At 60.3% G+C, this 21008-nt stretch carries 19 protein-coding genes; 12 read left to right on the forward strand and 7 right to left on the reverse strand.

The window, feature by feature from the left end; all coding sequences use genetic code 11:
• Positions 1–160: 160 nt before the first annotated feature.
• The 3 genes from ACUM6F_RS04615 to ACUM6F_RS04625 all read right to left on the reverse strand — a co-directional run bounded on the left by ACUM6F_RS04615 (position 161) and on the right by ACUM6F_RS04625 (position 2607).
• Positions 161–796 carry a hypothetical protein gene (locus ACUM6F_RS04615; RefSeq protein ID WP_445348517.1) on the reverse strand — a complete coding sequence of 212 codons (636 nt, stop codon included), beginning with the start codon at positions 794–796 and terminating at the stop codon, positions 161–163.
• Between the two features lie 111 nt (positions 797–907).
• Positions 908–1705 carry an ABC transporter permease subunit gene (locus ACUM6F_RS04620; protein ID WP_425621140.1) on the reverse strand — a complete coding sequence of 266 codons (798 nt, stop codon included), beginning with the start codon at positions 1703–1705 and terminating at the stop codon, positions 908–910.
• Positions 1702–2607: an ATP-binding cassette domain-containing protein gene (locus ACUM6F_RS04625; protein WP_445348518.1), complete on the reverse strand. Its 906-nt coding sequence runs from the start codon at positions 2605–2607 to the stop codon at positions 1702–1704. The genes ACUM6F_RS04620 and ACUM6F_RS04625 overlap by 4 nt, the downstream gene beginning before the upstream one ends.
• Before the next feature lie 441 nt (positions 2608–3048).
• Here ACUM6F_RS04625 and ACUM6F_RS04630 point away from each other — a divergent pair, with 441 nt between their 5' ends.
• Together ACUM6F_RS04630 and ACUM6F_RS04635 are read left to right on the forward strand one after the other, a co-directional pair.
• Positions 3049–4065 (forward strand): M15 family metallopeptidase, encoded by a 1017-nt coding sequence (locus ACUM6F_RS04630; RefSeq protein ID WP_445348519.1) that lies wholly within the window; start codon positions 3049–3051, stop codon positions 4063–4065.
• Between the two features lie 75 nt (positions 4066–4140).
• On the forward strand, positions 4141–4683 hold the full coding sequence (locus ACUM6F_RS04635) for a DUF2179 domain-containing protein (protein ID WP_425621143.1): 543 nt from the start codon (positions 4141–4143) through the stop codon (positions 4681–4683).
• Between the two features lie 13 nt (positions 4684–4696).
• Here ACUM6F_RS04635 and ACUM6F_RS04640 read toward each other — a convergent pair whose 3' ends face one another.
• The 3 genes from ACUM6F_RS04640 to ACUM6F_RS04650 form a co-directional block, all read right to left on the reverse strand.
• The gene (locus ACUM6F_RS04640; RefSeq protein ID WP_425621144.1) at positions 4697–6484 is read right to left on the reverse strand and encodes an ATP-binding protein; all 1788 of its coding nucleotides are present in this window, start codon (positions 6482–6484) and stop codon (positions 4697–4699) included.
• Positions 6484–7170, reverse strand: coding sequence for a response regulator transcription factor (locus ACUM6F_RS04645; RefSeq protein WP_425621145.1), 687 nt, complete (start codon positions 7168–7170; stop codon positions 6484–6486). The genes ACUM6F_RS04640 and ACUM6F_RS04645 overlap by 1 nt, the downstream gene beginning before the upstream one ends.
• Before the next feature lie 189 nt (positions 7171–7359).
• A complete protein-coding gene (locus tag ACUM6F_RS04650; RefSeq protein ID WP_425621146.1) occupies positions 7360–7809 on the reverse strand; it encodes a Spy/CpxP family protein refolding chaperone in 450 nt (149 codons plus the stop codon).
• Positions 7810–8045: 236 nt separating this feature from the next.
• Here ACUM6F_RS04650 and ACUM6F_RS04655 point away from each other — a divergent pair, with 236 nt between their 5' ends.
• The 6 genes from ACUM6F_RS04655 (at position 8046) to lgt (ending at position 13638) form a co-directional block, all read left to right on the forward strand.
• Positions 8046–9257 (forward strand): molybdopterin molybdotransferase MoeA, encoded by a 1212-nt coding sequence (locus ACUM6F_RS04655; RefSeq protein ID WP_445348520.1) that lies wholly within the window; start codon positions 8046–8048, stop codon positions 9255–9257.
• A gap of 149 nt (positions 9258–9406) precedes the next feature.
• Positions 9407–11329 carry a molybdopterin biosynthesis protein gene (locus tag ACUM6F_RS04660; protein WP_445348521.1) on the forward strand — a complete coding sequence of 641 codons (1923 nt, stop codon included), beginning with the start codon at positions 9407–9409 and terminating at the stop codon, positions 11327–11329.
• 44 nt (positions 11330–11373) lie between these two features.
• Positions 11374–11835: a cyclic pyranopterin monophosphate synthase MoaC gene (gene moaC, locus ACUM6F_RS04665; RefSeq protein WP_426377477.1), complete on the forward strand. Its 462-nt coding sequence runs from the start codon at positions 11374–11376 to the stop codon at positions 11833–11835.
• Entirely contained in the window at positions 11817–12260 is a 444-nt protein-coding gene (locus ACUM6F_RS04670) for an MOSC domain-containing protein (RefSeq protein WP_445348522.1), read from the forward strand. The genes moaC and ACUM6F_RS04670 overlap by 19 nt, the downstream gene beginning before the upstream one ends.
• Complete coding sequence (locus tag ACUM6F_RS04675) at positions 12253–12747, forward strand: MogA/MoaB family molybdenum cofactor biosynthesis protein (RefSeq protein ID WP_425621151.1); 495 nt, start codon at positions 12253–12255, stop codon at positions 12745–12747. Before ACUM6F_RS04670 ends, ACUM6F_RS04675 begins: the two co-directional genes overlap by 8 nt.
• Before the next feature lie 150 nt (positions 12748–12897).
• Entirely contained in the window at positions 12898–13638 is a 741-nt protein-coding gene (gene lgt / locus ACUM6F_RS04680) for a prolipoprotein diacylglyceryl transferase (protein WP_425621152.1), read from the forward strand.
• A 43-nt stretch (positions 13639–13681) separates the two neighbouring features.
• On the opposite strand, the gene ACUM6F_RS04685 is transcribed toward lgt, so the two are convergent.
• On the reverse strand, positions 13682–14047 hold the full coding sequence (locus ACUM6F_RS04685; protein WP_425621153.1) for a YlbF family regulator: 366 nt from the start codon (positions 14045–14047) through the stop codon (positions 13682–13684).
• 941 nt (positions 14048–14988) lie between these two features.
• Between ACUM6F_RS04685 and aprB the strand changes: the two genes are divergently transcribed.
• The 4 genes from aprB to ACUM6F_RS04705 all read left to right on the forward strand — a co-directional run bounded on the left by aprB (position 14989) and on the right by ACUM6F_RS04705 (position 20954).
• Positions 14989–15444 carry an adenylyl-sulfate reductase subunit beta gene (gene aprB, locus ACUM6F_RS04690; RefSeq protein ID WP_425621154.1) on the forward strand — a complete coding sequence of 152 codons (456 nt, stop codon included), beginning with the start codon at positions 14989–14991 and terminating at the stop codon, positions 15442–15444.
• Between the two features lie 22 nt (positions 15445–15466).
• Positions 15467–17338 (forward strand): adenylyl-sulfate reductase subunit alpha, encoded by a 1872-nt coding sequence (gene aprA / locus ACUM6F_RS04695; protein WP_425621155.1) that lies wholly within the window; start codon positions 15467–15469, stop codon positions 17336–17338.
• 221 nt (positions 17339–17559) lie between these two features.
• The gene (locus ACUM6F_RS04700) at positions 17560–18795 is read left to right on the forward strand and encodes an FAD-dependent oxidoreductase (RefSeq protein WP_445348523.1); all 1236 of its coding nucleotides are present in this window, start codon (positions 17560–17562) and stop codon (positions 18793–18795) included.
• Entirely contained in the window at positions 18795–20954 is a 2160-nt protein-coding gene (locus ACUM6F_RS04705; RefSeq protein WP_445348524.1) for a hydrogenase iron-sulfur subunit, read from the forward strand. The genes ACUM6F_RS04700 and ACUM6F_RS04705 overlap by 1 nt, the downstream gene beginning before the upstream one ends.
• The last annotated feature ends 54 nt before the right edge of the window (positions 20955–21008 follow it).

The raw sequence follows: 21008 nt of genomic DNA on the forward strand, positions 1-21008 counted from the left end.
TCAGCGCCGGTCTTTAAGGGTGGGCCTGGCCAGGCGGACAATGTAGAAGTAAGCGAGGACGAAACCGGCGACGATTGCGATTGCGGCAAGAATCTGTAGGAGCGACACTAATTTTCTCCTCCGTATTCCCCAGTTTGAACTTTTGAGACCTGACCCCAAGTTATGGTGCCGGCGGCACCGTTATTTCGCCGCTGTTACCTGAGGGAGCGGGCTGCGGCGCGGGCTGGGAAGCGGGCTGCGGCTGCGGCGGAACTAGAAAGGGCGCGATCCTGGGGTCACGGGCCATAGCCCGTAAAGTGTCGCGGACCCGGGGATCGGCCATCGTGTTCAGTACGCCCCGGCGGGCCCGTGGGTCGCCGAAAACTTCGGCCATGGCGTTCTGCATCTGGGGGTCGTCCATCATTTTGATCATGGCTTCGGTCCCGTCGGGACGGGCCAGAGCCCCGATCATGGCGTCGCGCATCTCCGGGGAGCGCATCCATACGGCCAGCGCCCGCTGCATCTCCGGGGCGGACATGATTTTCACCATCGGTTGCCGCGCGCTCGGCGAACTGAGAATGGCAACCATGGCGTCGCGGTTGCCCGAATCCGTGATGAAATCGCGGACGTCTGTGGCGGTTACCGCCGGGGCCGCGGGTCTCCTGGCGGCGTCCATGTTGAAGGCGGGCGCGCTGAAAAGCCCGACGACGAAAGCCAGGGCCGCCGCTCCTACCAGCAAGGCCCAAAACCAGGGGTCGGGGCGTCCGAATCTTCTCCCGTTGCGGTCTGCATGGCGACGGTTCTCGTGGTCAGCCATGACTGGCACCTCCTGCTGGATTTTGCCTTTAGTATTCCGTCGAGATGCTTATGTATATCCATAAAGGCAGGCTCCGCCCGCCGCGCTCAATGCCAACGTTCAGCGCCCTTGTTACACGTCCCGTTCCTGGAAGACGACGAAGGCGCCGGCCAGGGTGACGGCGCCGATGACGAATAGGACGACCAGGTCGCGCGTAAAATGATCCGCCTTGAGGAGAACGCCTGCGGGGTCGTAGTACTGGAAGATGGAGAACGTTTTGAGGAAGGAGGCCCTGTCCCAGAGGTCGCCGATGAACTTCATGAAGAAGAAGACGGCGGTCAGGCTTCCCGCCAAGGCATTGCTGCGTCCGGTCTCGCTGGTCAGGGACGAAAACAGGAAGGAGTACCCGGCGACGGCAAAAAAGAGGGCGAAAAGGTTCACGGAAATAAGCGTCAGGCTTTGCAGGTCGGGGGCCGGTGTCAGGAAACCCATCCGTACGCCGATGGCCGTGCCGCTCCAGACGGCGGTGGAAAGGATCGCCAGGCCGAGAAGGGCGAAGAGCACGTGCGAACCGAGCACCTGGAAGCGGGTCACGGGCCGGCTCAGGATGAGGTCGACCGTCCGCCGGTCGATCTCCCCCGCCGCGGCCTGCGTGGCCGAAGAGATGACGAAGGCGCTGAAGAGCACCAAAACCAGCGGGTGGTTGTAGCCCACGGCCAGGAACCCGGGAACGCTGGTCAGGGCCAGCTCCCGTCCCCCCATGAGGCTGCGGATGCTTTCCGGGAGCGCCTGCATGAAATCGACGCCCACCTGGCGCAGGGAAGGATATACCGCTGCGATCAGGTACATGAAGCCGGCCATGGCCAGGGTATAGACCACCAGGGTCGTTTTCCTCCGCCACGCGATGACCGCCATCAGGGTTGTACTCACTTGACCTTGTTGTCTCCTTTACGGTAAAACTCCATGAACACGTCTTCAAGAGAAGCGCGCTGAACGACCAGGTCCCTGATGGTCAGGCCGGCGAGACGCCTCAACAGGGGGTCGAGGACGCCGCGGACCTTGAGTTCCACCCGGCGCTGGTCCAACTGCCTGACTTCGACATCGGGCAGGCGGAAAAGCTCCGCCGGGGCAGGCTGGTCGAGCGTGGCTTCGACGATATGCAGGCGCTTCTCCCGCAGCGTTTCTATGCTTTCGTCGGCCACAAGGCGTCCCTGGCGGACGATGCCCACCCTCTCACAGACCTTTTCGACCTCCGACAGGTTATGGGACGACATAAAGATCGTCTTTCCCTCGTGCTTCGCCTCGCGGATCAAATCGTAAAAGGCCCTTTGCATGAGCGGGTCCAAACCCTCGGTGGGCTCGTCGAGGATCAGCAGTTCAGGGTCGTGCTGCAAGGCCTGGATGATGCCCAGTTTCTGTTTCATCCCCCGGGAATACTTACGGACGGGAAGCCACAGCGCGCTCCTGGAAAGCTCCAGCCTTTCGGCGATTTGCCGCCGCCGGCGGGCAAAGTCGCGCCCGTAAAAGCGCCCCAGGAAGCGCAGGGTTTCCTCCCCGCTCATGTCTTCATAGAAGCGGAGTTCCCCGGGCAGGTAACCGATGCGTCGCCGGAGCTCTTTGCCGTTTTGCCCGACCGGGTGCTCGAAAAGGTAGGCCTGGCCGCCGGTCGGCCTGATAAGTCCCAGAAGGGAGCGGATCGTGGTCGTTTTGCCGGAACCGTTGGCTCCCAGGAAACCGTAGATCGAGGCGTCGCTGACCGCGAGGTTGATGTCGGTGATGGCCGTGACCGGGCCGTAACGCTTGGTAAGATTTTCGGTGCGGATGACCGGCAATCGGATACCTCCCTCTGACGCTAGCCATATTCTTTCCCCCAGGAAGGCCCTGTAAAACAGAATCTGGCGCAGCCGTATTTTTAACGACCGTCCAAAGTAAGATCTAACATTAAGGTTTAACGCTCGGCCTCTTGCTGCCGATCTATTTCCAGGGGGTGGAGGAAATGGGGCGAATGAGGGGAAGCCCCGTCCGGCGCCTGGGAGCGGCTGCCGCCGTCCTGATCGTGCTGCTCTTGCTCTTTCCGACAAGGGAGGCCTCCCGGCCGGTCCGGGAAACGCTGTTCAGTTCGAGACAGGCACCCCTGTCTGTTTTTGACTGCCTCGGGAAGGGCCTTCCCCAGCGGGACGTACGCCCTTTGTGGTTGGGAGTGGGCTCGGCCGCCCAACCCGGGGGGGGAGAAGCTACACCCGGCCGCCGTTGTAAACGGGTGCGCCTTTCTGTTGGCAGCCGGGCAGGGGAAGAACGCCGAAACGACCTTTCTTATCGACGCCGACCACGGCGCGGGACTGGCCGGGGTCCATCCCCCCGCCGGGGTCTTTCGCCTGCCGGACGGCCCGCCGGTGCCCCTGGATTACCTTCGCCGGTGGGCCAGCAGCAGGCTTCCGGGAGCGGTCCTTCTTTTCGGCGCCGTCGAACTCGATGGGGTCAAAGGGAAAGAAAGGGGGCTGTTGTGCGCCTTTTTCGCCGGCGACAAACAGGGGTTGGACGGCTGGCCTTTCTGGACTGCGGGAACGGTGGGCAGGGCGGTCTGGCTCGAGGCGCCGGCCGACCCCGCCGCCGGTCTCTCCATCAGCGAAATGATGAAGGCGGTGCAGGGCCGCAAGCCCCTGATGATGGAGTTGCACCCCGAGACCCGCCTTCGCGCCGCACACGTCTATACCTGGACGAGCCCGGTTCTCCAACCATATACGTCCAAGATGGCATTCCCGCTTGCGGACCTCGCCCGGCTCGACCCCAGTATCGTTCTGGACATCCGCTACGCGACAACGAATAATTTCACCGGGCGGAAGATCTACCCGGAGGCACGCGCCTACCTGGCCAGGGACGTGGCTGAGCGGCTGGTGCTGGTAAATAAAGCCCTGCGCCGAAAGGGGTTCCGGCTGAAGGTCTATGACGCCTACCGGCCGGTGTCGGCCCACTGGCGTTTGTGGGAGGCGGCCAGGGACAAAAGCTTCCTGGCTGACCCGGGTATCGGTTCAAAGCACAGCAGGGCGGCGGCGGTGGATTGTACCCTCGTTACCCTTAACGGCGGCGAGGTGGAGATGCCCACCGCATTCGACGATTTCAGCTTCAACGCCTGCCGCAGCAGTCCAACGACGCCAAAAGCCCGGAGAAACCTGGACGTCCTGACGCGGGCGATGACCGAACAGGGCTTTCTTCCTCTCGAAAAGGAATGGTGGCATTTTGACGCCGCGGATTGGGCGAGGTATCCCTTGCTCGACATCCCGCTGGGATAGAGCCTGTTTTGTGCCTCACTTGACTCCGCCGGCTCGAAGAGAGATACTGGGACAGGGAGAGGGTGAAACTGCGGAATGGAGCTGTTACTGGGTTACCTGTTCATTTTCCTGGCCCGCGTCACCGATGTGTCCCTGGACGTGATCCGCGTCCTGCTGCTGACCAGGGGACGGAGGCTTCTGGCTACGTTGGTCGGTTTTCTCGAGGTCAGCATTTTCATCGTGATGCTCAACTTTGTGCTGCAAAACGGCCTGACCGACCCCGGCAAGATCATCGCCTACGCGGCCGGCTTCGCCACCGGCAACTTCCTGGGCAGCCTGATCGAGGAGAGAATGGCCATGGGGTTTCTCTCCATGCAGATCTTCCCTCCCATGCGCTGCGCCTGTGAACTGGTCGATGCCTTGCGCAACGCCGGGTTCGGGGTGACCACCGTAACGGGCGAGGGCAGCCGGGGACCGCGCCCCGTACTCTTTGTCTTCCTTAAGCGCAAAGACCTCCAGCGGGCCCTGAAGATCCTTGACGATACAGGTGTCGATATCTTTTATAACGTTATGGACGCCCGCGGTTTTCACGGGGGCATCTTCCCTTCGAATCCTGGAAGAATCTCCGTACGCAGGTAATATTGGGTGTAGGTTATAGGGTGGGCGGGGGACTCTCTTCTGCGATGGGCAAAGAAAAGCTGAACACCGAGCCCTTGCCGGGAACACTGTCAACCCAGACCTCTCCGCCGTGGACCTCCACGATTTGCTTGGCGATCGCCAATCCCAGTCCCGTGCCTCCTTCGTCCCGGCTGCGGGACTTTTCCACACGGTGGAACCGGTCCCATATGTAAGGCAGGTCCGCCTCCGGAATGCCCGGCCCCTCATCGCTTACGCTGACCACGACCCGGCGCCCTTCAGGCCGGACCGCTATTTCTATTTTCCCGCGCTCCGGCGAGTAACGCACGGCGTTGCTCACCAGGTTGGTCACGACCTGTTCGATGCGGTCCTCATTCCCCAGAGCCGGCGGGGCGTCCGCGGGCACGTCCGTCACAAAGGAAATGTTCTTCGGACCGGCGCTGTTGTCCATTTTAAAGACCACCCGGGAGATTAGGTTGGACAGGTCGATGGCATGAAGCTCCCAGCCCCGTTTTCCGGATTCGATGATGGAGAGATCCAGGAGATCCTGGATCAATCGCTTCAAGCGCAGGGTCTCGGTATGGGCCATTTCGAGGTACCGGTCCTGCTCGGGCCCGGCCACGACGCCCTCGCGCACCGCTTCGACAGCCCCCTGGATGCTTGTCAGCGGCGTCCGCAGCTCGTGCGAGACGTTGGCGACGAAGTCGCGCCGCATTTGTTCCAGGCGCAGGAATTCGGTGATGTCTTGGAGGACCGCAACCGCCCCGGCCAGGGCGCCGCCCTGAGCGAGGATCGGGGAGGCGCTGGCGGCGTACACCTTTTGCCCGTCGGTACTGGTAACCTCGCGGCGCAGGTTCGTTCTGGTTTCCAGGACATCCCGGAAGACGCCGTCGAGTCCCGGAAAGGCGTCGATGACGGTGGAGCCTTCGGCGTTTTGGAGCCGGGCCTGTTCTTCGGCGCGGGCGTTGACCATCATTACGGCCCCCCCGGCATCCACGGCAATGACCGCCTCGGTCATGTTGGTGAGTATCTGGGCTATTTTTTCTTTTTCTTCGGCGAGGGCATTGACGTTCCGGTCGAGATTGGCCGCCAGGTCGTTAATGTTAGCCGCCAGCCGGACAATTTCTTCAGGACCTTTTACCGACACCCGCTGGCTGAAATCGCCGGCGGCCATGGCCAGGGAAGCGCGGCTCATCTCTTTCAGCGGGCGCGACAGGGAGCGCGATAGAAAAAGCCCCAGGAAGACGGCCAGGCACACGGCGACAAGCGCGGCCTGGAACGATACCTTGCGTACCGCGGAGGTAACGGGGGCCAGGTCGGCGACGGGCGTATAGAGAACAACCGCACCGACCGTTTCCGACCCGTGCACGACGGGGACGGCGACCGAGAGCACGGTCTGGTTGAGGCGGGGATTGAAGCCGCAACTGGTCGCCACTTCGGCGTTTAATACCCTTTCAAGTTCAGGGAAAAGCCTTTCCGACCGGTGACCGAAACCCCCGTACATCCGCCCGCCGCCGGCTCCCGGGCTGAGTTGCAGGATCAACCCCTGGCGGTCGAGGATGACGACCTGCGCGTCCACCATCGTCGCCAGGCTGGCGAAGGGGAGCAGGACCTCGGAGCGGCTGCTCAAAAAAGGCTCGGCCAGCCGGGCGATTTCCTCGCCCTTCCTTATTAAATCCTTCTCCTTGACGGAGAGATAATAGTTGTTGAACAGGTAGGCCGTGGTCAGATGAACGGCCAGCAGGGTAGCCAGGATGACGGCCAGGTACGTGAGGAGCAGCCTTTGCAGCAGAGTGCGCCCCATTATTCCGTCACCTCGAATTTATAGCCCAGTCCCCAGACCGTTCTTATATAGTTGGTGCCCTGCGGGTTTCTGAGCTTTTCCCTGATACGCTTGATATGGGTGTCCACGGTCCGCGGGTCGCCGAAATAGTCGTATCCCCAGACGCCGGCGAGAAGCTGGTCGCGGGTATAGAGCCGGCCCGGTTTGCCGGCGAGAAAGCGCAATAGTTCAAACTCCTTCGGGGAGAGGCTCACTTCGCTGCCGTAAACGGTAACGCGGTGGGTGGCGTCGTCGATCTCGAGGCCGGGGAACGTGAGGGTGCGCGATTCTTCTCTAATTCCTGCGCGGCGCAGCACGGCTTTGATCCTGGCCACAAGTTCACGCGGGCTGAACGGCTTGGCGACGTAGTCGTCGGCGCCCAGCTCAAGGCCCAGCACCCTGTCGTACTCCTCGCCCTTGGCCGAAAGCATGATCACCGGAACGGTGTTTCCCTGTTCCCTTATGGAGCGCAGTACCGCCCAGCCGTCGAGCTTGGGGAGCATAATGTCGAGGACGACCAGGGCCGGGTTGAGCAGCTCCACTTTTTCCAGGGCTTCCTCGCCGTCAAAAGCGCCGCTCATGTGATAACCCTCTTTTTCCAGGTAGACCCGGACGAGTTCGTGAATGGGCTTTTCATCGTCGACCAGGAGAATGCTGTCCCGCGCCAATGGAGATTCACCTCATTATTAAGTCAACATTAAGTTAACAAGTCAACCGAGGAATATCAGCAGCCTGTCCGCTGCCTCCAGTATAGAACAAGCCATGGGTTGAAACAAATCACAAAGCGCTAAGCACGGGAGACTTGGAAGGATTCGGCGTCACCGAATCCTTCCATTGGTAATCCCCTAGCTTAATGCTTACTGCTGAACGCTTGGCGCGAAGCGCCATTGTCCCCGGTTCATCTGCTGTCCCCGCAGGGAATCCCATTTGACCTGCTGGTCGGGGGTCAAGATGCCGCGCATTTCGGCGCGGTGTTTGAAAGCGTTGTCCCGGATTTCCGAACGCAGTTTGAAAATTTGGTTCTGTAGCGCCCGGACCTTGTTCACGTCGGGATTGCGCTCGAAACTCAGCTGGCGCAGCTGGAACATCAGCTCCTGGAGCTGGTTGCGCTTCACGCTCTGGATTTTAAAGTGATCCTCGTTCAGCTGGCGCATCTTCTCGGCCTGCTGGTCAGTAAGGCCCAGCGCCTCCACGAGGTTGATCCACCTGTCTTGACCCAGTAAAGGCGCATCCGCCGCCCAGGCCGCGCCCCCCGCCGAAAGGAGCAGCAGGCAGGCCAGGATGGCGACAACAAGCTTTTTCGCCATGCTCACACCTCCTTTCCCGTTTATTCAATCTGTTACTGCCAGCGTACATAGTATTTGTGACCAAACCGTGATCAAACCGTCACAATAAAGGGAAAATTAGGGCATTAGCATTGAGATTTATAGATGGTTGCTATTTTATAGAAAACGCCTGCGGGAATGGGTTATGATAGGATTAGCCTGTTGGCGGATTCAGGAAAGTACGTAGACATCAATCGCGTTGCTGGAGGGTTGCCGGAGTGGATCTTTTTCGCGCGTTGACCGTCGAAGCCGCGCTGGCCGAGCTGCGAAGGCATTTTCAGGCTCTTTTGGAGACAGAGAAAGTCGATCTTCGCCAGGCGCTGGGCAGGGTGCTGGCCCGGGACTGTTTTGCTCCCGAGGACGTGCCGGGTTTCGACCGGAGCACGATGGACGGGTTTGCCGTACGGGCCAGGGATACCTTCGGCGCGTCCGAGGGTCTCCCCGCTTACCTGGAAGTGACGGGGGATGTCCTGATGGGGGAGGCCCCCAGCAGGGAAATCGGGGCCGCCGAGGCCTTTCGCGTTCCCACCGGGGGCATGCTGCCCGCCGGGGCCGATGCGGTGGTCATGCTGGAGTATACCGAGCCGCTCGACGACAGAACGATCGGGGTTGTCCGTCCCGTGGCCCCTGGAGAGAATGTCATCCGCCGGGGCGACGATTTGCGCCGGGACGAGCAGCTCTTCGAGGCGGGTCACCGCTTGCGCCCCCAGGATGTCGGGCTCCTGGCGGCGGCCGGCATAGGTGAAGTGGAAGTGTACAGGCGTCTCCGTGTCGGTATCATCACGACCGGGGACGAGATCGTGCCTGTCAAGGCAAAACCGGGACCGGGACAGGTCCGTGACGTGAACTCGTACACGGCCCAGGGTCAGGTTGTGGAGTGCGGCGGCGAACCCGTTCTTTTCGGGGTCGTGCCGGACGAATTTGAGAGCCTGGCGGCGGTATTGCGCCGCGCGCTTGCCGAAACCGACCTGGTGGTCATCTCGGGAGGCAGTTCGGTCGGCGCCCGCGACATCACCGCCAGGGTCATCGACTCGCTGGGCGAGCCGGGCGTCCTTTTTCACGGCCTCGCCGTCCGGCCGGGCAAGCCTACAATCGGCGCGGTGGTCGGCGGCAAACTTGTCTTCGGGCTTCCCGGTCACCCCGTCTCAGCCATGGTGGTCTTTCGCCTGCTGGTGGCCCCTCTCCTGGACCCGCGCGCAGGACGGTCGGCGATCAGGGCCAGGATCAGGCGTTCCCTGCGGTCTCAGGTGGGCAAGGAGGATTACGTCCGGGTACGCCTGGTGTGGGAGAACGGCGAACTCTACGCCGAACCGGTTCTCGGCAAGTCCGGCCTCATCACCACGATGGCGCGAGCCGACGGCCTGGCCCGCATCCCCCTCGACCGCGAAGGGGTGGCGGAAGGCGAACCCGTGGAAGTGATCCTGTTTTAGCAGGATGACTTCTACGGGATGTTAGCAGTTGGATGTTGGCTGTTGGAGTTGGAGGCTAAGGAAAGGATTTGGCTGACAGCGAACAGCCAACAGCGTGAGGTTACACTGGAGGCGGCAGTACCGAACCGCTCCATAAGGAGAACTGATCGATGAAAAGGAACGTGTACCTTTCGGAGACGCCCCGGGAGGACGCCCTGCGGCAGTACCTGGAATTCCTGCATATGCAAGGGGCCCTGTCGCCGGGACAGCCGGAAGCGGTGAGCACCAGGGACGCGGTGGGGCGGGTCAGCGCCCGGCCCGTCTTCGCCAGGGTTTCATCCCCGCATTTCAATGCCTCGGCGATGGACGGGCTGGCCGTAAGGGCCCGCGATACTTTCGGCGCCGGCGACCAGACCCCGCTGCGGTTGAAGGTGGGGGAACGGGCTTTCGTTGTCGATACGGGTGACCCTCTCCCTCCGGACTGTGACGCCGTGATTATGATTGAGGATGTCCATTACGTCGGCGAGGACGTCGTGGAAATCATCGCTCCCGCTTTCCCCTGGCAACACGTGCGGCCGATAGGGGAGGACATCGTCGCCACCGAAATGATCATTCCGGCCAACCACGTGATACGTCCCGTCGATATAGGCGGGCTGCTCGCCGGCGGCGTAACCGAGGTGGCCGTCCATCCCCGCCCGCTGCTGACGGTTATCCCGACGGGAACCGAGGTGGTCGAGGCGGGCGGTGAGCTGCGTCCGGGGGATATCGTGGAGTATAACAGCGGCGTCCTCGGGGCGATGGCCCGGGAATGGGGCGCGGATTTCCGGCGGCACCCGATCGTTCCCGACGACTATGCGAGGCTGCGGGAGGCCTTGGAGAAAGTGGTGGAGGACAGCGACCTCGTCGTGATCAATGCCGGAGCTTCCGCGGGGCGCGAGGATTTCAGCGCGTCGCTGATTAACGAGTTGGGCCGGGTCGTGGTGCACGGGGTGGCGATCAAACCCGGAAAACCGGTGATCCTCGGCGCGATCAAAGGCAAGCCCGTCTTGGGGATACCCGGCTATCCTGTTTCCGCGGCCTTGACTTTCGAGTTGTTCGCCAGGCCGGTGATTTACGCCAAGCTCGGACGCGCCGTCCCCGAGCGGGACCAAGTGGACGCCGTCCTCTCCCGCCGCGTGGTGTCCCCGATGGGGGTTGAGGAGTTCGTGCGCGTCAAGCTCGGCCGGGTCGGCGAGAGGACAGTGGCCACCCCCCTGGGCCGGGGCGCGGGCCTGATCCTTACCCTGATCCGCGCCGACGGTGTTTTGCGCGTCCCGCGGCTGAACGAGGGCTACGAGGCGGGGAGCCGGGTGAAGGTGGAACTCCTCCGGCCCGCGAATGAGATAGAGAACACCACGGTGGTTATCGGCAGCCACGACATCGCCCTGGACGTAATCGCCAACCACATCAAAATCAAGTTCCCCGAGGCCAGCCTCTCTTCGGCGCACGTCGGGAGCCTGGGAGGCATCAACGCCCTGAAGCGGGGAGAGGCGCACCTGGCCGGTACCCACCTTTTGGACGAGGAAACCGGGGAATACAACGTCGCTTTCGTCAAACGCCTCCTGGGCGGCCGGGGCGGTATCCTGGTCAACCTGGCCTGGCGCGAGCAGGGCTTTATCGTAGCCCCGGGGAACCCGAAGCAGATCCGGGACTTCAGCGACCTCGGGCGCGAGAACGTGCGTTTCGTGAACAGGCAGAGGGGGGCCGGGACCAGGGTCCTTACCGACTACCACCTGAAGCGGGTGGGACTGAAGCCGCAGCAGGTCAACGGGTACGACCGTGAAGAATATACCCACATGGCTGTGGCCGCAGCCGTGGCCGGCGGGACGGCGGACTGCGGCCTGGGCATCCGGGCAGCGGCGGAGTCCCTGGGGCTCGATTTTGTGCCGGTCGCCGAAGAACGCTATGATCTCTTGACCCTCCGCGAGTTCTGGGAGACACCTTATGTGCAAAGGGTCGTGGCTGTTATCAATGATCCCGGTTTCAAGGACGCCGTCGAGCGCCTGGGCGGTTACGACCTGCGCGACTGCGGCAGGATCATGTGGGAGGAATAGGCGTGGCTGAGTTAACGCATATTGACGGGCGCGGTAAGGCCAAAATGGTCGACGTGAGCGCTAAGGATGCAACCTGCCGCGAGGCGGTGGCCCGCGGCGAAGTGAAGATGGACGTGGAGACCTTGCGCCGCATTCTCCGGCACCAGATCGCCAAGGGGGAAGTGCTCGCCGTGGCGCGGGTGGCCGGCATTATGGCTGCCAAGGAAACGGCGCGGCTGATCCCTCTCTGTCACCCCCTCAACCTGACGGCGGTGGAGGTAAGTTTTCATCCGCGTGAGGAAGAGGGCCGGCTGGAGATAGAGGGGCGGGCTAGGGTGGCCGGTCAGACCGGCGTGGAGATGGAGGCCTTGACGGCGGTAAGCGTGGCGGCCCTGACCGTGTATGATATGTGCAAGGCCGTCGATAAACATATGGTTATCGGGGCGATAAGACTGGTCAGTAAATCGGGAGGCCGAAGCGGCGTCTTTCAGCGAGAGGGGGAAGAAACATGGGCGGACGTGTGGTAGCTGTCTGCACCAGCGCAACAAAGGGATTCAAGAAAACTAACGTCGGCGAAGCCTACCTTGAGGTGGAACACGGGATCATGGGGGATGCCCACGCCGGGCCGTGGCACCGCCAGGTGAGCCTGCTCTCCACCGACAGCATCGCCAAGATGCGGGCCAAAGGGCTGGACGTCCACTTCGGCGACTTTGCCGAGAACCTTACCATTGAAGGTCTGGAGCTCTTCTCGCTGCCGGTGGGGACGAGGCTGCGCATCGGTTCCGAAGTCGTCGGCGAGGTGACGCAGATCGGCAAGCAGTGCCACAAGGGGTGCGCCATCTTCCAGCAGGTCGGTGACTGCGTGATGCCCCGTGAAGGGATTTTTATCAAGGTGGTCAAACCCGGCAAGGTCAAGGTTGGTGACGCCGTGGAGGTCGTAACCGATGTATAGCGTAGGGATCGTGACTATCAGCGATAAGGGCGCGCGCGGGGAAAGGGTTGACGAGAGCGGGCGCGTGCTGACCGAGATGGTGTCGGCGCAGGGCTGGGAGGTGGCCGAGACTAGGCTGATCAGCGACGACTTCAACGGGATCGTGGATACCCTGATCGAGCTCTGCGACCGGAGGAAGCTGCACCTGGTGCTGACCACGGGGGGGACGGGCTTCGGCGAGCGCGACAACACGCCGGAGGCCACCCTGGAGGTTGCGGAGCGGCTTGTTCCGGGGCTTCCCGAGGCCATGCGCGCCGAGAGCGCCAAGATCACCCCGCGCGCCTACCTGAGCAGGGCTGTCGCCGGAATCCGCAAGCACACCTTGATCGTCAACCTGCCGGGGAGCCCGAAAGCGGTAAGGGAGTGCCTGGCGGTCATCCTGCCGGCCCTGCCGCACGGCCTGGACATGCTGGCGGGCAACGCGCATGAATGTGCGCGCGAGACTTAAGACGTAAGACTTAGGATATAGTACGAAGGAATTCGGCTATAACCGAATTCCAACCAGCTTTCTTATATCCTATGTCCTACGACCTACGTCCAGACGGCATAAGCATCGCTTTTAGACAAAGTAACGAATTAGCGGAATAAGGAGAATTCTATGCAACCCATTCTTTTTTACATCGGCCCTTTGCCCGTGCACGGTTACGGGCTGATGCTGGCCATAGGCGTTGCCGTGGGTACCTGGGTGGTCGCCCGCGAAGGCCGGCGCCTGGGCTGGAACGTCGATACCCTGCTCGATCTCGCCATCTACCTGATCATTGCTGGTGTCGCAGGCAGCCGTCTCCTTTACTTGCTGATCGAACCGCAAGAGATTAGGAGCCCGCTGGACGTGCTGCGGGTCTGGGAAGGCGGCCTTTCTTTTTATGGGGCCCTGGGGCTCTGCCTGGTCGTCTTTATCTGGTTCGCCCGGCGGAGAAGGCTGCCGGTATACGGCCTGGGTGACTTGCTGGCTTTGGGCGTGGCGGCGGGTTACCCCTTCGGACGCATCGGCTGCTTTTTGAACGGCTGCTGTTACGGCCGTCCTACCGACTTGCCGTGGGCAGTGACTTTTCCGTTCGACCATATCGCCCGCCATCCGACTCAACTGTATTCGGCGGGCTTCGGACTGGCGATCTTCCTGACCCTGTGGTTCCTGCGCAAGCGCAAACCTTTCGATGGTTACCTGATGTGGCTGTATCTTTTTCTTTACGCTGCTTACCGGTTCATCATCGACTTTTGGCGTGAGTCCCCGCCAGGGGTTGAGTGGCTGACGGTCGGGCAGCTCGGGAGCCTGGCTGTGATGCTCGTGGCGCTTATCGCTTTGCGACTTCTTAGCCGCAAAGCGCGCATCACAAACTGATGTCATTACAACTGATACCTGACATCCGGACAAGATCCGAACCCTATGGCTCGATCTTATCCATGGCTTCCTTCTGGACTTTCAGGATGGTCGTCATAACCTCGTTCAGCATGGCCTGATAGGCGGCGCGGGCTTCGAGCAATTCCCTGCACAGGCGGTTTTTGTGCAACTCGAGCTCCAGGGCTTCCAGTCCCTTTATTTCCGCCTCGGTGAGTTCCCCTTTCTCCGCCTTGATGGCATAGGCCTTTTTCGTTGCCTCGTACTTTTGCAGGAGCTCCAGGGACACCATGTTGTTGAAAGCCTTATCCTGTTTTTCCCTTACCTGGCGGAACTGTTCGGATTCAACCAGGGCCTTGCCCAGTTCGGTGGCCTTTTCTATGATGACGGGGGAGACGGGGATTTGCGACACGTATTATACCTCCAATGCGTTTAAATATTTGCTGGATGCTTCCCGGCCGATAACTCCATTAGAATTTTTGATGGCATTCCTGCACGGCCCGGCACCCAACCCGAAGAACCCCTTGCCTTCAAAGCTAACTGTTGTCTTCGGGATCCAAGAAGATTAGTTCTGCCTGCGACTTAACTTCCCGGTTGAGCGCTGGGGAGTCCAACAGTTAAGCGCTAAATGCCGGAGGATTGGAGTCTCCGGCTCCAATCCTCCGTATTATACCATAGGTATGTGCGCTTGCACACAAGGAGCATTCGTAATATCTTCGGGCCCGCGGACATAGACTTTATTTATGGATTCAGCCTTCGGCCTGTTATGGTTATCTTTGCCCGAAAAACCGCCGGAGCAAATGCTTTATTCTATTCCAGAGTTTCACATATCTCGGACTTGCCTCGTTCAAACAATCGTGATATATTCTAGTTGACAAACGTCCAAGCCTTTGTTCCTGGGTTTTTCGAGGGACACCGCTCTGCCCGGCAGAGATTTTTTTAGACAATTTATGTGCTGAACTTCACAAAACCTACTGCCAGATATTGGTAGGTTACCGCGACGATTTCAGTAGCAAAACGTAAAAAATGGGTGCAGATTCTCAGCAGGAAAAACGGATGAACACGTCGAAGGTATCCCAGCGATGCAAGTTTAATTTTTCACATTGGGTTGCCGTTTAATAGCCAACCAACCGGTGAACCCCGCAAGACAGAGGCGAGTGGTGTTCTGTCTTTGCGGATTTGAGGAGAATTGTCAGTTATTCTCCTTACTCTGTGAGGGGAGCAAAACCCACTGACAACCCATTTTGCGAAGGGAGTGGTGTTCAGGAAGCCAGTTTTTGGTACCGGGAACGGAATGCTGAAGACTTGTTTGTGGTTCCAAGCTACAAAACTTAAATTAGGAGGTTCGAGTAAATGCCGGCATTTGTAATCGCTGAAAAGTGCGACGGCTGCAAAGGGCAGGACAAGACCGCTTGCATGTACATCTGCCCGAACGACCTGATGAAGCTGGACAAAGAGAGAATGAAGGCCTTCAACCAGGAATACGACATGTGCTGGGAATGCCTGTGCTGTGCGAAGATTTGCCCGCAGCAGGCCATTGACCTGAGAGGCTATGCCGACTTCGTTCCGATGGGCGCCGCCTGCGTGCCCTTGAGAGGCTCCAAGGACATTATGTGGACGGTTAAGTTCCGCAACGGTAACGTGAAGCGCTTCAAGTTCCCGATCCGGACCACCGACGAAGGCACCGCTGTTCCGGATGGCGGCTTCGGCGCCGGCGTTGACGACATCAACAACCCGACCTACCTGTATACCGAGCCCGCTTCCCTGGACTTCCTGGGCACTGGCGTTGACGTTCCCAAAGTGAAATAACTAACGGAGGAGGTTTAGTTTAATGCCGAATTTTGAAACTGTAGAAGTCACTACTGATGTCCTTATCATCGGTGGTGGTATGGCTGCTTGCGGCGCTGCTGTCGAAGCTGCGCACTGGGCCAAGAAGCACGGAATCAAGGTCACCCTCGTTGACAAGGCGGCCATGGACAGAAGCGGTGCCGTGGCGATGGGCCTTTCCGCCATCAACCTGTACCTCGGCATTGCTGAGGGCCAGAACACCTGCATGGACTATGTTGAATACGTCCGCAACGACTTGATGGGTATCGCCCGCGACGACCTCGTGTACGACATCGCCCGTCACGTTGACTCCACCGTGCACCTGTTCGAAAGATGGGGCCTCCCGATCTGGAAAGCCGAAGACGGTTCCTACCTGCGTGAGAGCGGCCGCTGGCAGTTGATGATCAACGGCGAGTCCTACAAGATCATCGTTGCGGAAGCCGCGAAGAACGCTCTTGGCAAGGAAAACATCTACGAGCGCGTATTTGTCGTCGAGCCGCTTGTTGACGGCGACAGAATCGCGGGCGCTGTCGGTTTCAGCACTCGTGAAGAAAAGGTCTACGTCTTCCGCGCGAAGGCCGTCCTCTGCGCGATGGGCGGTGCGGTCGGCGTGTTCCGTCCGCGGTCCACTGGCGAAGGTCTCGGCCGCTCCTGGTACCCGCCGTTCTCGACCGGTTCCAGCGCCTACTTCACGATTAAGGCCGGCGCCGAGATGACCTGCCAGGAAGTCCGCTTCATCCCGGTCCGCTTCAAGGACGCCTACGGCCCGGTCGGCGCCTGGTTCTTGCTCTTCAAGTCCACCGCCACCAACGCCAACGGCGAAGTCTACATGCAGACCAACGCGGAAGAGCTCAAGAAGTGGGGCCGCTTTGGTTCCGTGAAGCCGATGCCGGCCAACCTGCGTAACTGGCTCGGCATGATCGACGTCGCGGCCGGCAAGGGCCCGATCTACATGCAGACCGCTGAAGCCATCCAGAGACTGGCCGCCAAGTACGAAGGCGATGAGAAGGCCTTCAAGAAGAAGATGAAGCAGCTCGAAGCGGAAGCTTGGGAAGACTTCCTTGACATGACCATCGCCCAGGCTCTCCTGTGGGCCGCCTGCAACATCGAGCCCGAAGTGAAGCCGTCCGAAATCGCCGCCGCCGAGCCGTACTTCATCGGTTCGCACTCCGGTGCCTCCGGCGCCTGGGTCAGCGGTTCGCCCGACATCGCTCCGGCTGAGTACTTCTGGGGGTACGCCTGCATGACCACCGTGAAGGGCCTCTTCGCTGCTGGTGACGCCTCCGGCGCCTCCTCGCACAAGTTCTCTTCCGGTTCCCACGCTGAAGGCCGTATCGCCGGCAAGTGGATCTGCAAGTACGTCCTTGACAACCCCGAGCTTCCGAACGTCGACGCGGCTGAAGTCGAGGCCATCAAGGAGCGTATCGTCCGCCCGATCAAACTCTTCGAAGAGTTCAGCGGCTACGGCACCACTCCGGAGATCAACCCGAACTACATCCTGCCGAAGCAGTACATGTTCCGTGTCCAGAAGATCATGGACGAGTACGCCGGCGGTTACACCTCCAACTTCACCACCAGCAAGGCGCTGCTTGAGAAGGGCCTTGAGTACCTACAGCTTCTGAAGGAAGACTCCGAGAAGCTCGCGGCCCGCGACCTGCACGAGCTGATGCGCTGCTACGAGAACATCCACAGAACCTGGCAGGCTGAGGCGCACATCCGCAGCGTCCTGTTCCGTGAAGAGACCCGTTGGCCCGGCTACTACTTCCGCGCTGACAAGCCGTCCTTGGACGACAGTTGGGAAGTCTTCGTCAACTGCAAGTACGACCGTGCCACCGGCAACTGGGAAGTCTTCAAGAAGCCCATCATCAGACTGTAAGCTGAAATACCAAGCGGGTAGCGGGCGAAATCGTACGATTTCGCCCGCCCGCTTACCTTCTACTTATAAGTCTATTGCCTTTGTTATCGCAGCTACTCGTAGAAGGGTGTCAGACGGCAGCCTGGAGACGGGAGGCCTAAGCCTCCCGCCTAGTTTTTTAATCATCTAGTGGCAAACCGTCTCAATGGAGTTAAATGCAGAACGATATGGGTGGTGTAAGGATGGTCAACAAAACTATTTTGGTGGTTGGGGGGGGCATCAGCGGGCTGACTTCAGCTCTTGAAGCTGCGGAAGCCGGGTACGAGGTGTTCATCGTGGAGAAGAACCCGTATCTCGGCGGCCGGGTGGCCCAGCTCAACAAGTATTTCCCCAAGATTTGCCCTCCGAACTGCGGACTGGAAATCAACTTTAAGAGAATTAAGAACAACCCGCGTGTCCGGTTTTTCACCATGGCTGAGGTTGAGAGTGTCGCGGGGAAACCCGGTGACTTCGACGTTACCGTCAAGCTGAACCCCCGGTATGTCAACCAGAACTGTACAGCCTGCGGCAAGTGTGTCGAAGCCTGCTCCATGGAAAGAGCCGACGAGTTTAACTATGGACTGGGCAAGACCAAGGCGATCTATCTCCCGCATACGTTTGCTTTCCCCATGAAGTACGCCATCGACATGGCGGCCTGCGACCGCTGCGGGAAGTGTGTTGAGGCCTGTACTTATCAGGCGGTTGATCTGGGGATGGAAGCCAAGACCGTAAACCTGAAGGTCGGCGCCATCGTATGGGCTACCGGCTGGAAGCCCTATGACGCGGCCAAGATCAGCTACTACGGCTTTGGCCGCCACCAGAACGTCATCACCAACGTGATGCTGGAACGTCTCGCCGCCCTGACCGGCCCCACGGAAGGTAAGATCCTGCGTCCTTCCGACGGCGGTGCGCCCAAGACAATCGCGTTCGTGCAGTGCGCGGGCTCCCGCGATGAAAACCACCTGGCCTTCTGTTCCCAGGTCTGCTGCCTGGCGACCCTGAAGCAGGTCGGTTACGTCCGCGAGCAGTACCCGGATGCCAAGATCTACATTTTCTATATCGATATCCGGGCGATGGGCAAGTACGAAGATATGTTCGCCAAGGTTCAGAAGGATGAAAACGTGGTCTTCGTCAAGGGCAAAGTCGGCGAGATCACTGCGGGTGAAAACGGCGGGCTGGTCCTTGAGGTGGAAGACCAGAGCACCGGGAAGGTCCTGTTCCAGCCGGTCGACATGGTGGTCCTGGCCACCGGGATGGAGCCGGCAACCCGGGCATGCGTTATCCCCGGCGTGTCGCGTGACCAGGACGGCTTTGTGCAGTCTGAGGGCAGCGTAATCGGCGCCGGCTGCGTCAGGAAGCCGATGGAAGTCGCCCAGACCGTGCGCGATGCTACCGGTGCGGCCCTTAAAGCTATCCAGGTGGTAGGGGGTGGCAACTAATGGATAAGAAGATTGGCGTATTTATTTGCACGGGCTGTGGTATTGGCGAGGCCTTAGACGCGGAAAAGCTGTCCAAAGTCGCCACCAGGGACCTTAAAGCCGCCGTCTGCAAGACCCACGGCTTCCTGTGCGGTGCCGAAGGTGTTGACCTGATCAAGAAGGACATCGAAGACCAGGGTATCAACACCGTGGTCGTGGCTGCTTGTTCCCCGCGAGTCAACTACGATGTCTTTAACTTCGGCCCGTCGGTCATTGCGGAAAGAGTCAACCTGCGCGAGCAGGTCGTCTGGTCCCACCCGGCCAACGACGAGGACACCCAGATCATGGCCGAGGACTATCTGCTTATGGCCGGCGCCAAGATTAAAGCTATGGAACTCCCGGAGCCCTACCAGGTTGAAAATCCGTCGAAGGCCGTGCTGGTTGTCGGCGGCGGTCTCACCGGTATGGCGGCCGCCCTGGAAGTGGCCAAGGCCGGTTACCAGGCCGTGATCGTCGAGAAGGAAGCGACACTCGGCGGCTATGCTGGCAAGTTCTACAAGTTCGCCCCCACCAAGGCTCCTTATACCGACCTTGAGGAGAACCCCATTCCCGCCCTTGCCAAGGAAATTGGGGAGAACCCGCTGATCAAGGTCTACACCTCGGCGGAGGTCGAGCAGATCGCCGGCGGCCCCGGCAAATTTGATGTCACGATTAAGGGCGGCGGTTCCGAGCGCGTGGGCGCGATTATCCTGGCGACCGGCGCTACGCCGTACGATCCGGCCAAGGTTGAAAACCTCGGCTTCGGTAAATACGCCGATGTCATTACGCACGCTCAGTTTGAAGAGATCGCGGCCAAGGGTAAGATCACCCGTCCGTCCGACGGCAAGGAAGTTCAGAGGGTGGCCTTCATCCAGTGCGTGGGCTCGCGCGACGAGAACCACCTGCCGTACTGTTCGGCTGCCTGCTGCGTCGAGACCCTCAAGCACGCCACCTACCTGAAGGAACTGAATCCCGATGCCCAGGCGTACGTATTCTATAAGGACATCCGTACCCCGGGCAAGTTCGAGCATTTCTACAAGAAGGTGCAGGCCGACGGCACCGTCTTCCTGAAGGCCGATGTGGCCGGCGTCGGGGAAATGGGCGGCAAGCTGCTGGTCGAGGCCACCGAAGCCGTCACGGGTGATAAAGTCGTCATGGAGGGTATAGACCTTGTCGTCCTTGCCAACGGTATGGTCCCGTCTTACAGCGAAACCAAACAGCCGGGGATGGAAGAAGGCAAGACGATCCTCAACCTGGCTTACAGGCAGGGTCCGGAGCTGCCGCTTCTCAAGTACGGGTTCCCCGACTCCCACTTCATCTGCTTCCCGTACGAGACGCGCAGGACCGGTATCTACACCGCCGGCAGCGTCAGGGCCCCGATGCACGTCACCTCAACCCTTGAGGATGCCGCCGGTGCGGCCTGCAAGGCCATCCAGTGCGTGGAGTCCACGGCAAGAGGCGTTGCGGTACACCCGAGATCGGGCGACCTGTCCTTCCCCGAGTTCTTCATGCAGCGGTGCACGCAGTGCAAGCGGTGTACCGAGGAATGCCCCTTCGGTGCTATCAACGAGGATGAAAAGGGCAACCCGCTGCCCGAACCGACCCGCTGCCGCAGGTGCGGTACCTGTATGGGCGCCTGCCCCGAAAGAATCATCTCCTTCAAGAACTACTCGGTCAACATGATCGGTGGTATGATTAAGGCCGTCGAGGTTCCCGAGGAAGACGAGGAGAAGCCGAGAATCCTCATCTTCGCCTGCGAGAACGACGCCTACCCCGCTCTGGATATGGCCGGTATCAACAGGCTGGAGTACAGCCAGTGGGTCAGAATTATCCCGGTCCGCTGCCTTGGTTCCTTAAACCTGATCTGGATCAACGACTCGATGTCCGGCGGCTGGGACGGCGTACTCCTGATGGGCTGCAAGCACGGCGACGACTACCAGTGCCACTTTGTCAAGGGCAGCGAGCTCGCCGAGATCCGCCTGTCGAAGGTTTCGGAAACCCTTGACCGCCTGGGTCTGGAGTCTGAACGCTGCCGCCAGGTCGAAGTCAGCATCATGGACTATCAGGAGATCCCGAAGATCATCAGCGACTTCGCTGAAAGATTAGAGGAACTCGGCCCGAACCCGATGAAGGGCTTCTAGGCTCATTGTCGAATATTAGGTTAGTCTGCTGACTGGTGGTTTTTGCCGGGGGTG

Source organism: Desulforudis sp. DRI-14 (assembly GCF_052618305.1).